General features: G+C 46.3%; 11 protein-coding genes. All 11 read right to left on the reverse strand.

The features are described from left to right. Positions 1–24: 24 nt before the first annotated feature. Positions 25–630 (reverse strand): cupredoxin family protein, encoded by a 606-nt coding sequence (locus FLM53_RS21180; protein WP_176679531.1) that lies wholly within the window; start codon positions 628–630, stop codon positions 25–27. Positions 631–722: 92 nt separating this feature from the next. After that, on the reverse strand, positions 723–3,866 hold the full coding sequence (locus tag FLM53_RS21185; RefSeq protein ID WP_176679530.1) for an efflux RND transporter permease subunit: 3,144 nt from the start codon (positions 3,864–3,866) through the stop codon (positions 723–725). Further along, positions 3,863–5,602: an efflux RND transporter periplasmic adaptor subunit gene (locus FLM53_RS21190; RefSeq protein ID WP_176679529.1), complete on the reverse strand. Its 1,740-nt coding sequence runs from the start codon at positions 5,600–5,602 to the stop codon at positions 3,863–3,865. The genes FLM53_RS21185 and FLM53_RS21190 overlap by 4 nt, the downstream gene beginning before the upstream one ends. Before the next feature lie 10 nt (positions 5,603–5,612). Then, positions 5,613–6,977 (reverse strand): TolC family protein, encoded by a 1,365-nt coding sequence (locus FLM53_RS21195; protein ID WP_370779742.1) that lies wholly within the window; start codon positions 6,975–6,977, stop codon positions 5,613–5,615. Between the two features lie 177 nt (positions 6,978–7,154). Continuing rightward, positions 7,155–7,619: a hypothetical protein gene (locus FLM53_RS21200; RefSeq protein ID WP_176679528.1), complete on the reverse strand. Its 465-nt coding sequence runs from the start codon at positions 7,617–7,619 to the stop codon at positions 7,155–7,157. Positions 7,620–7,776: 157 nt separating this feature from the next. Next, complete coding sequence (locus tag FLM53_RS21205; protein WP_176679527.1) at positions 7,777–8,424, reverse strand: CatB-related O-acetyltransferase; 648 nt, start codon at positions 8,422–8,424, stop codon at positions 7,777–7,779. A gap of 382 nt (positions 8,425–8,806) precedes the next feature. Then, entirely contained in the window at positions 8,807–9,919 is a 1,113-nt protein-coding gene (locus tag FLM53_RS21210; protein ID WP_176679526.1) for an NADH:flavin oxidoreductase, read from the reverse strand. A 252-nt stretch (positions 9,920–10,171) separates the two neighbouring features. After that, positions 10,172–10,807, reverse strand: coding sequence for an SDR family NAD(P)-dependent oxidoreductase (locus FLM53_RS21215; RefSeq protein WP_176679525.1), 636 nt, complete (start codon positions 10,805–10,807; stop codon positions 10,172–10,174). Positions 10,808–11,080: 273 nt separating this feature from the next. After that, complete coding sequence (locus FLM53_RS21220; protein ID WP_176679524.1) at positions 11,081–11,770, reverse strand: hypothetical protein; 690 nt, start codon at positions 11,768–11,770, stop codon at positions 11,081–11,083. Beyond that, positions 11,770–12,945, reverse strand: a complete 1,176-nt coding sequence (locus FLM53_RS21225) for an OmpP1/FadL family transporter (RefSeq protein ID WP_176679523.1) — start codon at positions 12,943–12,945, stop codon at positions 11,770–11,772. The genes FLM53_RS21220 and FLM53_RS21225 overlap by 1 nt, the downstream gene beginning before the upstream one ends. Before the next feature lie 93 nt (positions 12,946–13,038). Continuing rightward, a complete protein-coding gene (locus tag FLM53_RS21230) occupies positions 13,039–13,851 on the reverse strand; it encodes a crotonase/enoyl-CoA hydratase family protein (RefSeq protein ID WP_176679522.1) in 813 nt (270 codons plus the stop codon). Positions 13,852–13,980 lie beyond the last annotated feature (129 nt).

Below are 13,980 nucleotides of genomic sequence, written 5' to 3' on the forward strand. Positions count from 1 at the left end.
ACTTCTAGCTCTATTAGATAATGCCTACAGCGTTATCGACTTAGCCATGCCCGCTTCTGTGTGCCCTGGGATATTGCACGCGAACTCTACGTGATTGTCACCGTGAAAATGCCAAAGCATCTGCTTCGCTTTACCCGGCTTCACTGTCACTGTACTTCCAGAATCATGGTGGTGGCTGCCCATCTTCTTCATCATCTCGCGATGCTCTAATTGTTCTGCGGCAGAACCAATTGAGAATTCGTGGTCAATCTTACCGGTGTTCATCACCACAAACTGAACTACATCATTGGGCTCAATATCGACCTTGTTTTTAAAGGTGATTTTCATGTCATCACTCAATAAAACATGAACCACTTTATCGGGTTTCGCGCCTGTTGCTGGCATACCCACTTCAGACATGCCTTCCATATCCATCATTCCATCCATGTTCATCATCATTGAATGGTCCATCTTTCCATCCTTCATCATGCTGTGATCCATCTTTGAATGATCCATCTCTCCGCTCTTCATCATCGAGTGGTCCATACCTGAGTGGTCCATATTTGAATGGTCACCAGCTGAATGATTCATAGCAGCAAAAGCCGTTGCAGTAGTCAGTGTTAGGGCGATAGCAATCAGTGTCTTTTTCATAGTCGTTCCTTAGATAAATTCAGATTTTAATGTTCATGTGTTAAGCCCTTACCTACTCCTATCTCGCAAGTAAGGGCTTTATAATCAGTACGTTATTTACTTGTCTCGTTTTGGCTCTGAGTAATCTCACGCTGCTTCCAGAGTTTAAAGATCGCAGGTAGCACCAATAACGTGAGCAGTAACGCTGATGCCATTCCGCCAATCATTGGCGCAGCGATTCGTTGCATGACTTCTGAACCTGTGCCTTCGCCATACATGATTGGGATTAGGCCAATGATCACGGTAAGAACCGTCATCATGACTGGGCGCACACGAAGCCCTGCCCCTTCACGAATGGCATCTGTGAGATCAGCTTGTTGAAGTGTTTGTTGGTTCTGCTCAGCATCGAGCTTTTTGTAGTGCCATGCTTGGTTGAGGTACACCAACATGATCACACCTATCTCGACCGCAACGCCAGCTAGCGCGATGAAGCCAACACCAACCGCAATAGAGAAGTTGTAATTGAGGTAATGCATCAACCACAAACCACCAACCATGGCTAACGGCAATGTCAGCATGATCATCATCACTTCACCGACACGGCGGAAGCTCAGATACAACAGCAACATGATGATGGCGATGGTGATAGGCACAACCACACTTAGTCGATCTTTGGCGCGCTCCATATATTCGTATTGACCCGACCATGCGAGCGAGTAACCCGCAGGCAAGACGATTTGCTCAGCAACCACTTGCTGCGCTTCTGCCACGTAAGAACCAAGGTCACGACCATCAATATCCACGAACACCCAACCGTTAGGACGCGCATCCTCTGTTTTGATCATCGGTGGGCCGTCTTCATATCGGATATCCGCGACATCAGACAAAGCTATACGAGCACCGTTTGGCGTAACGAGTGGTAAGTTCTGCAACTTCACCACAGAATCTCGATAATCTTGTGGGTATCGAACGTTGATTGGATAGCGCTCCAGCCCTTCAACGGTTTCACCGACATTCATTCCGCCAACGGCCGTAGAGATCACCTGCTGCACCTCTTTGATGCTTAATCCGTAACGAGCAGCAGAACGGCGCTTAATGTCTATCGTCACATAACGACCACCAGCCACACGTTCGGCATACACAGAAGCCGTGCCGCTGACACCGTTCAAGATAGGCTCAAGCTGAGAACCAATACCCTCGATAACACTCAGATCTGGCCCTGCTATCTTGATTCCGATTGGCGTTTTAATACCGGTCGCTAGCATGTCGATACGAGTCTTGATTGGCATAACCCATGCGTTTGTCAGACCCGGGAACTGAATCAGATCATCGAACTCTTTACGCAGCGACTCAGTAGTGACAACGTCACGCCATTCATCTCGCGGTTTAAGCTGAATAACCGTTTCAATCATGGTGAGTGGTGCAGGATCGGTCGCCGTTTCCGCACGCCCAATCTTGCCCCATGTGGTTTCAACTTCTGGGATGGTTTTGATTAACTTGTTGGTTTGCTGCAGCAGCTCACGCGCTTTACCTATCGAGATCCCCGGATAAGTAGTCGGCATGTACATCAAGTCACCTTCATCCAGAGGAGGAATGAACTCACTACCAAGCTTGCTGGTTGGGTAATACGCAGACGCCATCAAACCCAATGCAATCGCAATCATCACTTTCGGATACTTGAGACTTAGATTAAGCAATGGCTTATACATAGCCACTAAGCTGCGGTTCACTGGATTCTTATGTTCAGGTAACACGTTGCCACGAATGAAGTAACCCATTAGCACTGGCACAAGCGTGATAGCCAAGCCTGCAGCCGCCGCCATTGCATACGTTTTGGTAAACGCGAGTGGCGAGAACATCTTGCCCTCTTGGCCTTCTAATGCGAATACCGGAACAAAGCTTAAGGTAATAATGATCAGCGAGAAGAACAGCGGTGCACCCACCTCTTCTGCCGCTTTGCCTATTACTTGCCAACGGTTTTTATCGGTCAGAGGCGTTCGCTCAATATGTTTGTGAACGTTCTCTATCATTACGATCGCACCATCGACCATGGCACCAATCGCAATCGCGATACCGCCGAGAGACATGATATTGGCGTTAATGCCCTGCCAATGCATCACAATAAACGCACCTAAAATACCAACAGGCAAACTCAGTGCGATAACCAGTGATGAACGAATATGGAAGAGGAACAGCGCACACACAATCGCAACCACGAAGAACTCTTCTGCCAACTTCTTCCATAGGTTTTCTACCGCAGAATCAATCAAGGTTGAACGGTCATAAGTCGCGACAATTTCGACACCATCTGGTAATCCCGCTTGCAGCTCTGCGAGTTTACTCTTAACAGAATCAATCACTTCACTGGCATTCTCACCAAAGCGCATCACGATAACGCCACCAACGGCTTCGCCTTCACCATTCAGCTCAGAGATACCACGACGCATCTGCGGGCCAAGGTTAATATCAGCAATATCACCCAACAACAGCGGTGTGCCTTTGTCGGTTACTTTTAGTGGCAGTGATTGAATGTCTTCAATGCTTGTCAGGTAACCCGTAGTGCGAACCATGTGCTCCGCTTCAGCAATCTCAACCACTGACGCACCGGTTTCTTGGTTGCCATCTTGGATCGCCTTATTGACTTGCTGAAGCGTTAAGTCATAAGCACGTAATTTGGCAGGGTCTATCTGTACTTGATACTGCTTCACCATGCCGCCTACCGTTGCGACTTCAGACACGCCCTCAACGGTTTGCAGTTCATATTTCAAGAACCAATCTTGCAGGCTACGAAGATCCGCTAAGTCGTGCTGACCGGTTTTATCTTGCAGTACATAGCTGTAAACCCAACCCACACCGGTTGCATCTGGTCCTAATGTTGGCTTAGCGCTTGATGGCAAGTTTGGCGCTACTTGGCTCAGGTATTCCAACACGCGAGAGCGCGCCCAATACATATCAGTATCGTCATTGAAGATGATATAAACGTAGGAATCGCCAAAGAACGAGTAACCACGAACTGTTTCAGCGCCGGGTACGGCTAACATCGCAGTGGTGAGCGGATAGGTCACCTGATCTTCGACTACTTGCGGCGCTTGACCCGGATAGCTGGTTTTGATGATCACCTGTACATCAGAAAGATCTGGAATAGCATCGACGGGCGTATTTTTTACGCTGTATAACCCACCAAACACGATGGCGACGGTCGCGACCAGAACCAAAAATCGGTTACTGATGGACCAACGAATAATTGCATTGATCATAATGTGCCCTCACCTGTGCTATTCGTCGGTTCGAGAGACTTGAGCACATAATCCGAACCTTGCTTCGCCACTAGAAACCGAATGGTTTTACCCTCAGAAAACTCAGATAAATCAAGGTCGTCACTGGCTTGGAAGTTCATTTCACCCGCTTTCCAATCCCACTCGGGTACTGGCTTGTGGTTTACTGTGATCATTCCGAAATCAGGCATTAGCATGGTGATGTCACCCTTCACCCACACTTCACCCGCCATTTGATGTTCGCTGACCTTGTAATCAACAACTTCATACTGGCCTGACTCCGTTTTCATCATTTCAAAATCAACGACTTGCCCGCGCTTAAGCTGGCTAATGTCCAAACCTTCAACGAAGGTGAAGTTCATCACCATGCCCGGCCAATCCCATTCAGGGACAGATTGGTGATTGATGGTTGCCATACGACTGCCTTGCATTACATCTGCAATTTCACCTTTTGCCCAAGCTGTTTCTGCTTGCTCCTCCACACCATTGATTCGGGACAAGTCCGCTGATTGACTAGATTCCGAGTCGAGCATGAAGTGCGCTGAAGTGACGATCTGTTCGCCTTGTGTAAGCCCTTGGAACACCTCGATCTTGTCGCCCGCTTCACGACCGACTTCAATGCGTGCTGAACGGTATTTACCTTCACCTTCAGACAACACAACACGAGTCATGCCCCCAGAATGAATAACCGATGATCGAGGAATGGTAAGAACTTGATCATCACTTATTGGTTTCAGTGCGATATTGGCGAACATGTTCGGTTTAAGCTCGCCATTAGGGTTAGAGAACTTCAAACGAACGCGTAAGGTTCGAGTTTTAGGGTCAAGAATCGGGTACACGTAATCCACATTGCCCTGCCATTCTTTACCCGGAATCGCATCAAGTGTCATCTCTGCATTACTACCAGACGAGATCCAGTGTGCTTGGCGCTCAAACACTTCTGCATCAACCCAAACTTCGTCTAATGGCCCTGCACTGATTACGGCTTGAGCTGGTGAAAGATAACCACCTTCACGAATGTTAAGGCTTGCGATAACGCCATCTGCAGGCGCTTTGATTTCAATGGTTTGTGAAGCTTTGCCCTGTCGAGTAATCGATCGAATCTGCGCTTTATCGACGCCCAGAGTCACCAAGCGTTCAGTCGATCCTTTTATCAATCCTTTGCGACCCGTTTTATAAGCACTCAGCAGCTCTTCTTGTGCTTTAACAAGCTCTGGAGAATAAAGCGTGAAAAGCACATCGCCTTTATTCACTTTCTCGCCAACCGCATTGATATACAGCTTCTCCACCCAGCCCGCAGCGCGGACGTTGGTTTGCCACAATGTACTCTCGTCGAAAGCCACGTAACCGACGGTTTCAATGCGTGGCGACAAAGCTTCCAACCCTACCTTTGCTGTTTTAACACCGAGGTTGTTCTCTACTGATGGGTCAATAAATACAGTGCCAGCTTTGCCTGAACCGCCAGTTAAGTCATCGGCATAAACCGGGACCAAATCCATACCCATAGGCGATTTACCCGGCTTGTCACGCTGATAATTTGGGTCCATTGGTGCAACCCAATAAAGTGGATCATCACTTGAACTGGCTGCTGTACTTGTCTCGCTAGAAGCAGCCATAGCCGACATATCGTGAGCTGAATTAAAGAGAAAGTGATTGGCACCAAAACCTAATGCGCCACCGACCAATAAAGCGATTGTTGCTACTTTTACTGATTTCATTGTCTGTTCCTTATTGATGGTTTGTCGCGGTAAGTTGTGGTCGTTCAACTTGATAATCAAATCCACTCACGAGTGACGCGAGCTTGCTGTTCACGATATTGAGATCGGTAATCAAACGCTGTTGTTCTAGCTTTAGAGCAAGCTCGTCTGCCGTTGCAGAGATAACATCGTTAAATTGTGCAGTGTTGTTTTGATAACCTCTTTCAACTGCACTGATCCGTGCCGTCGTCTGAGGTAATAAGGAATTTTGATAACGTTCTAAACGTTGGGTCAGGTTCGCCCTATCTACCAATAACGCATTCACTTGCGCGTTCATTTGGGAAAATAAAGTGTCTTTTTGGGATTTAGCCGCGCCAACTTGGTACTGAGCCGCAGACAAGTTCTTATCTTGTCGGTTGCCCGTAAACAGAGGGATGTCGACCGTTAGATAAGCACTCACAAGATCAGAAGCAGGTTCGCCCGCCATGTTGTTCGCTTGTCGATGGGCATACATCACTTCCACACCAAACTGCGGCGTATAAGCTTGCTCAGCCAGTTCTACTTGAGTTTGATTCGATGAAATAGTCGCGTCCGTTATCTTAACGAGCGGATGCTCCATCAACAGTTGATAGTGCTTGGTTGCATCGTTGTTGGTCGCTAACCTACTTTCTAATAACGACCAATCAATTTGGTTAGTCGCATGAAGCCTCACCTGAGGATCAAGAGTCTGTGAATCAAGAGCCTGAGAGCCAATAGCTTGAGTCTCTAGCCAGTCTGATCCTAACCACTCAGACAGTTGAGATATGAGACGACGTTGAACTTGTTGGTTGGATTGCAGTTTTTCATCAAGCTTGCTGACTTGAAGCTGAGCATTGAGTAGATCTTGCGCTTCGCTTTTACCTATCGAGTAATTAGTTTGTACATAGTTCTCTAGTTCAACCAAAAGGCGTCGGTTTTCACGCATCACACCTTCAGCGACTTGTTGATAGCCCAGTTCAAGCCATAACTGCGTCATGCTATTGGCAACGGTAAGCTCACGAGCATCAACTTGAAGCGCTAACCCGTCCGCTTGCTGCCCCGCCTTTTTCTGCTGAAGATCGAGCGTATCGCCACGCTCGAATTGTTGCATTAGACCGACCGAAATATTGGTCATCGGGTCTTCGTCAAACTGAAAACTATCAACTGGCAGGCCGCCAAATCCGACTTTTAATTTCGGGTCCATCAGGGTAGCGCTCGCAATACCGGTTTCACGCATCGCTTGAGACTGAGCAAAGTACTGTTTGCGATTGCTGTCTTGGTTCAATGCTATCTCAATCAATGTATTGAGTTGCTGTGTTGAGCTCTGTTGCTCCGCTAGTGTTGAAGCAGGAGCCGCAGCCAAAGCACTGGCTGAAATAAAAGCAGTACTCGAAACAAAGGCAGTAGCGACCACAGCACTCGCGTTTATTCCGAACACGGAGGTTGTTGGTTTTATATTCACAATGAATGTCCATATCTAGCGTTAAATAACGCATATAAAAGATTGGCGTATCAGACTTATAACTCTGATATCGCTATGTTTTTAGATATAGATTTATGCGGTGGGTGGGCGTAACAAAGATTGAGCGCGTGCGACTTTCTGCCCAATAATGACAGATAGAAAACGAGCTAGTGAAGAGACAAAGGGATTGGCGGCTTGAACAGCCTGAATTGGATAAGAAGTTGCAGAACACACTGAGGCACAACAATCTGCACTCGAACAATGGTTATCCATCATGTGGCCGCCGTCTTCGCTCATTGAAGACATATCGCATTGAGCCATCATATCATGAGCACCCATATTTGAGTGTTCAGTGTGTGCATCTTGACTCATCACATGGCATCCCGCCATTGAATCATTAACCGACGTATCGCTGTGGTAACAAGCCGATTTGCTCGAACTCATTTCCATCATCATTACTTCAGCCATCATGGCTGATGAGCTTGAGGCATAGCTAGACATCAACATCGCGATGATGCTGAAAACAGTAATCCAAGTTGTTCGGAGTGTGTTTGTCATAGCTAACCTTTAAATTTATAGAGTCACTATAAAGGTTCCCCTTAGGGTAAGGTCAACGATGAAGGACAAATATTTGATGAAATTGGCAGTGATTGCTGCCAAAACAAACAAAAGGGTCACTCCACAACTAATAGAGTGACCCTTTTATTGGGTACGATTAAGTATTCAACGACTTATGAGTATCATACTCAGTCATCGCATTCTTAAGTGCTGTTAAATCCGAACCACACAAGTGCTGCCGCAACGCTTCAAACTTCTCTTCTGGCCAGTCGTATATCTTCATTGAAATTAGATCTTCGATAACAGCCTTATCAAAGCGTTGTTTAACGACTTTCGCAGGCGAGCCCGCCACAATACTGTAGGGTTCGACGTCTTTAGTTACCACGCTGTTTGCGGCAACAACCGCTCCTTCTCCTATGGTTACACCCGGCATAATCATGGATCGCATGCCTAGCCAAGCGCCATCTTTGATATGAGTGTCACCTTTGCCAATGTAGGCTTCTTCGATCACATCCATAAATGGATACAAAGAGAACCAATCAACGCGGTGGGTGTGGTTGCCGCCCATTAAAATCACCACCTCGGCACCTATGCAGACATAATCACCGATATACAGTTCGTCGATTTCCCAACGTGGCTCCCACTGACGACTGACTTCGTCCCCATGCAGATAACGGACGACTGAGCGCTCAAACCCGTTATCCCAGCAGTCGCTGTAATAACTGTGTTGACCCTTGATATGAATATTGGGATTAGTGACAACTTCATGTAGCAATTCGAATTTAGACCAATGCTTACTTTGCATTTCTACCTCTGATTAACTTATTCGTTTTAATATCAAAAAATCGACAATGTTGATCTAAGGTGCACAAACGAGTTCCCCATAAACATAGAAGCTAAGTGGGGTGAATAGTCAGTATCACGCTTAAATCATAGCAATGTCGCTAAAGCGAAAAAGGCGTCAGTGGATTCGAGGTTGCTTTAAGAGAGGAAGTAATTTCACATGGTGCTCAGTATAGTAACGATAACTCGGTTGGAAGATTTACAGGTGAATTGTATCTGTTTACTCGCACTAATTTGACAGAGATATGTGATTAATAAGGTTTCAAATATCGGTTCATGGATGTCTATAAAAGACATGAGCCTGCAATATTACACAGGCTCAGGCTTGGATCTAGGTACAGAGACTACATGCGCGCCAGCTGTACTTTTCTGTCTTTGTTTACCACACAGAAGTTACCGCGCTTAGTACGACACTTAGAACATCTCTCACACTCTACTGGGCTTCGGTCACCCTCTTTCCAACGCTTCACTAGATGCGGTTCAGAAAGTAGTGGACGTGAAAGCGCGAAGTACTCAATGCCCGTGTTATTTGCGATAGCTTCGATAGCATCAAAATCGGTTAAGCCGCCTACCGTGATAACTGGAATATTAACGTCTTGGCTGATCGCATGGCCATACTCATGGAAGTAGCCTTCAGCTTGGATGGTAAAACCATCGTGAGACTCGCCAATCATGGTGTCAGCTTTACCGTGAATGTTGCCAGAAACGACAATACCATCAACACCCACTTCTTCAAGCTTTTTACAAACCAAACGTGTTTCATCGAAGGTTACACCGCCCTCGAAAAACTCAGAAGCGGTCAGCTTAACCAAGATAGGGAAATCCTCACCCACCAGCTTGCGTGTTGCCGTGTAGATCTCAAGCAAGAATCTCATGCGATTTTCTAAGCTACCGCCGTATTCATCTTCACGCTGGTTGTAGTAAGGGCTTAAGAACTGATTGATCAAGTATGTGTGTGCTGCATGAATCTCAACACCATCAAAACCCGACTGTTGTGCTCTCAGTGACGCTTTAGCAAACGCATCGACAATGTAATCAATTTCCTCTTTGGTCATCGCTTTACCCAGTGTTTGAGTCCCTTTTTCAGGAACCTCACTCGGTGCAAAGATCACTCGCTCGCCAAGGTCATACGTGGTTTTGGTACCGCCATAAGCTAATTGCATCACGATTTTAGAGTCGTTGTCATGAACCAGTTGAGTTAGCTTTTTGTATTCATCGATAAACGAGTCGTTATACATACCCATCATGCCAGCATTTGGTTTTTCTTCTTCAACGATGTTCGCGTAACCCGTCACGATCAAGCCAACCTCACCTTGAGCCAACTCTTCATAGATAGCGTAAAGTTTATCTGTCATATGGCCATCTTCGGTCGCCATATTTTCCCACGTTGCACTTCTCATAAAGCGGTTTTTAAGTGTCATGGTGCCAATGCGGGTTTCTGCAAACAAAATACTCAAATCTATTCCTCTCTCAATCGTGTTACGCAAGTGCCCATCTAACGGGGCTGATTGACGCGGATACTACAGAGAATATGACAGGCAAAACTTAATCTAGATTAAGAGAGCGGCACTCTCACATAAGAAACAAGCACATTTGCTTGGAATAGAAGGACGTTGAGGACAGAAAACAAAAAGCCGTTCAGTCAGGCTAAACGGCTTTAGAAGTTTAATGACAAGGTAGATATACCTCTGACTAACGCTTTAAAAGAGTTAGCCGTATTTAACCGTAGGGTCGATACATTGGTACACTTGGCCGATACTCGCTTCGTTCGCCAATAAGGTTTCGATGAGGCGTGCTACTTCTTGTCGGTAAATCACACCATGCACTTCCACTTGTTGAGAAAGCTCACCATTACCAGTCACCTCGCCATCGAGTAAGCCACCAGGGCGAAGAATAGTGTAATCAAGCGAGCTCGACATTAACCAAGCTTCCGCCAATGATTTTTCACGAACTGCAGCACCGAACCCTTTTCTAGAGCGCTCTGATAGGTACTGCCATGAATCACCACAACCCAAAGACGTCACCAGCACGAAGCGTTTGATTTCATTCAATTCCAGAGCATCAATCACATGTCGGTGGCCAATATAATCAACCGGAACATCCGCTCTAAAACTGCCCATGCTTGAGACCACCAATGCCGATTTTGGTAACTCAGCAACCGTCTTTTCCACTAGTTGCTTGTCGGTCGCATCACAGCTCAATGAAGTTACGCCAAGAATTGCCAAGCGCGGGTTCTTCTCCGGGTTTCTAGCAATCGCGATCACTTCAAAACCTTGTTGATGAAAGTGCTCGACCATTGCTGCACCCAAACCGCTACCCGCTCCCCATACAACGACTGTACTCATAAATACCTCAAAAAAATCATGTTGTTCCTAATACTAACGACACAATCTAATCGGTTCTTTCGCCCAGATCAATAAATGCGAATAAGTCTCAATATTAAAACATCATCCATAAACCAACTAATGTTTAGCGAGATTCAGTGAAAGCCTTAGCAGATAATAGGGATATATCGACATAGGAATGATGCAGCAGAAACACAAAAAGCGCTGGATGTAAGTCTGCCTAAACAGGCAACCTATACTCAGCTTTTTATTTATGGTGAGGTGGGTTGAAACTTAGTTGAACTCGTAGGTATAAGACGCGCCGACACTGTTATTCTCGCCGAAGTCATCCTCGGCAAAAATAGTGAAGAAATTGAACGACTGAGCATCACTCAATTTGTAGCTCGCGCCGACGCCTGTCCAATAGCCTGAATAATCATCAGAGCCCATTGAACCGCCACCAAAGCCCATGATTGACCACTCATCGGTTATCGTTTTTAGACCAAACGCACCAATGTAACCGCCATGCGTTGAGCTTGGCATCAACACATAATCAGAACCCACATTCTGATCATCAAACACCGCCACTTCACCATCGTTATAGCTGTACCCAGCCATCGGGAAGATTTGCCATCCGAACGGCTCAATATCAAAATAACTCAACGGAACAAATGTTCCGATACTGTAGTTATTCTTATAAGCATCGTTGTCGTATTCAGAGCGACTAAAGTTGAAGTTGACGATACCCAAAGGCAATAGCCATGATCCCCCCACTCGCCACTCTTCACCATCAGCATTGACACGAGCGTTGATCATTCGTGCTTCATCAAGCCCAATAGAGCCCGAAAACTTAAGCTCTTCGTTATAAGCAACGCCCGCTTTGGTTACGATCTTAGTCGGATCATCTGGGTGCTTTTCGTCAGCCAAAGCACCCGTTGAACCTAGGATTACCGAAGTAACAATTAATAGATTACGTAATGTCATTAGAAGGTTGCGCTAACACCAATAAAGTGGATACGACCGTCGAACGAGCCGTTCAGCAAATTAACCTGCGAATCTGCCAAGTTTCGATTCATATCAACAGACCCTAAATCCGCGTATTCATAGAAAACGTCAATTAAGATGTCATCCCAGTAGGTAGATGCACCTACAGAGTAGCGGTATTGCTCGCCTACTGGAAGGTCAACCCATTGCATTGACGGATCGTCTTGTGGAGAAGTTTCGTAAGAGAAGCCTGCCTTTAAACGCCAGTCAGAGTTCAATTGGTAGTCTGCACCTATCGCGAACTTCCACACATCGTCCCAATCACGTTTAATTGGGATCCCGTCTCTATCTGTCACTCCAAAATCTAATACTGTCTCATCCCATTCGCTCCAGCGGTGGAATTGAATGCTAGCCAAGAGATCAAGTTGAGAGTTCAATGCATAACTTGCGCTTAAATCAACGATCTCAGGCAGTGCGAGATCTGTCGACAGTGAGTTAACACCCCCCAAGCCCTTAACGTCGTTATTAAACTCGTGCTCCAATTTAGAACGATAACTCGCACCCAACTTGAGTTTGTCTGTCGGAGTGTACATAACACCAAGGTTATAGCCATAAGCCCAATCAGTGTCTTGTTTTGCTGTAAATCCAGATGTTGTCTGTTGGAAAGCACCCCAGCTAAATTGAACACCTGCACCGACAGACCATTGATCGTTCAATTTGTAGCTCAGTGATGGGTTCACTTGCATTGCGGTTAGGGTGATATCCTCTAGAAGCGGAGCTCCCGCCCACTCACTACCATAATCAAGGCTAGAACCACCTACTGCACCGAGCGCGATACCAAGGTGTAATTTGTCAGTCACTTGGTGAGCGTGAAAGGCACCGAATGACGGCATTACAGAATGAGCTTTACCATCTTGCTTATCACCGTTGTCTTGATATTTCATCTCAAGATCGAACGCCATGGTATTGATGGTGGTTTTGCTTTCGCCCATGTGAGACATGGTGGCAGGGTTCGTCCACATCGCAGCAGCAGATCGGGTGTAAACACCATCACCTGCGCCAGTAGTACCAGCGTTGGCAACAACAGCCTCTTGTAAAAACAGACCACTTGCGAAAGCGTTCAAACTTGTAAAAATTGCGGTGGCAGCTAGAGAGTAGTTAAAAGTTTTGTTCATCAGAGTGCTCATTCAGCCTTAGACATTAAATTGCGCTAAGGTTACCGCAAAGCCCGATAAACAAAGGGAATATCGATTATTCCTGTACAAACACTATTTAAACTTCCTAGCCACATAAGCTCGTGGTTTGTCACTGTGGATTTCACGCTGAGCGGCAATCGATCGGTTCTTACCTAAGGCCACTTTAATCTGATACCAAGTCTCATAAAACAAGGCGATACCGGGGCTAGACCACCAAGTTTTGTTATAGAGTTTCTTATTGGCAGCGACCACGTCTGGCGATCGATTCGCACACTCCAGTGCCAAGGCATAAGCTTCAGTGTACGGATCTTCGGCTATTTTTGTGACAAGCCCATATTCCTTTGCGGTTTCACTGTCGATCACTTTGGCGGTCATCGCCATTTCTAGGGTGTGATCTTTTCGCATCAACTCTCGAAAGGCAATCGCGCCGCCCATGTCAGGGATCAGCCCCCACTTGGCTTCTAGGATAGAGAAATTGGCGTCTGGACTGGCGATTCTAAAGTCACCACCACTGACCAGTTGCAGACCACCTCCCCAGCAACGCCCGTGAATCGCAAAAATCACGGGGCATGGAATATCTCGCCAGCCTAAAGAAAAGCGTTGGGCAGCGTTTGGTAATGTCGGTAGCCATTTGAACAACAGCTTCATCGCACCAGATTTACTGGTCAGCAAAGACTTCACATCAAGCCCTGAACAAAAGTCTGTCCCACTGCCTTTTACGATCACCGCACGAATCTCAGTGTTGTTTTTCAACTGACTGACCATGTTGTTCACCCCTTGAAACATCGCCATATCAATGGCATTCAATTTGTCAGGACGATTCAGTACAACTGTCGCGATCTGGTTTTCATCAATAGAGCATGTAAGGCGTTCAAGTTCAGGCATTTGGCTATCCAATTAAGTGGTCAGACCTTTAGCGTAGCCATCTTAATCACATATGCAAAATTAACGCTTTAGAAGCGAGATCTGTGTTGGCTAACACTTTGTCTAGGAAACACAGAGCCCAATAAAAAA

The sequence above is a fragment of the Vibrio sp. Scap24 genome (assembly GCF_013394185.1).
GTDB classification, from domain to species: Bacteria; Pseudomonadota; Gammaproteobacteria; order Enterobacterales; family Vibrionaceae; genus Vibrio; species Vibrio pomeroyi.

What these genes read in the sequence shown, in the direction of transcription:
- FLM53_RS21180 (WP_176679531.1), bottom strand. Translation starts at nt 630, where the DNA reads ATGAAAAAGACACTGATTGCTATCGCCCTAACACTGACTACTGCAACG.
- FLM53_RS21230 (WP_176679522.1), bottom strand. Translation starts at nt 13,851, where the DNA reads ATGCCTGAACTTGAACGCCTTACATGCTCTATTGATGAAAACCAGATC.
- FLM53_RS21185 (WP_176679530.1), bottom strand. Translation starts at nt 3,866, where the DNA reads ATGATCAATGCAATTATTCGTTGGTCCATCAGTAACCGATTTTTGGTT.
- FLM53_RS21215 (WP_176679525.1), bottom strand. Translation starts at nt 10,807, where the DNA reads ATGAGTACAGTCGTTGTATGGGGAGCGGGTAGCGGTTTGGGTGCAGCA.
- FLM53_RS21200 (WP_176679528.1), bottom strand. Translation starts at nt 7,619, where the DNA reads ATGACAAACACACTCCGAACAACTTGGATTACTGTTTTCAGCATCATC.
- FLM53_RS21190 (WP_176679529.1), bottom strand. Translation starts at nt 5,602, where the DNA reads ATGAAATCAGTAAAAGTAGCAACAATCGCTTTATTGGTCGGTGGCGCA.
- FLM53_RS21205 (WP_176679527.1), bottom strand. Translation starts at nt 8,424, where the DNA reads ATGCAAAGTAAGCATTGGTCTAAATTCGAATTGCTACATGAAGTTGTC.
- FLM53_RS21225 (WP_176679523.1), bottom strand. Translation starts at nt 12,945, where the DNA reads ATGAACAAAACTTTTAACTACTCTCTAGCTGCCACCGCAATTTTTACA.
- FLM53_RS21220 (WP_176679524.1), bottom strand. Translation starts at nt 11,770, where the DNA reads ATGACATTACGTAATCTATTAATTGTTACTTCGGTAATCCTAGGTTCA.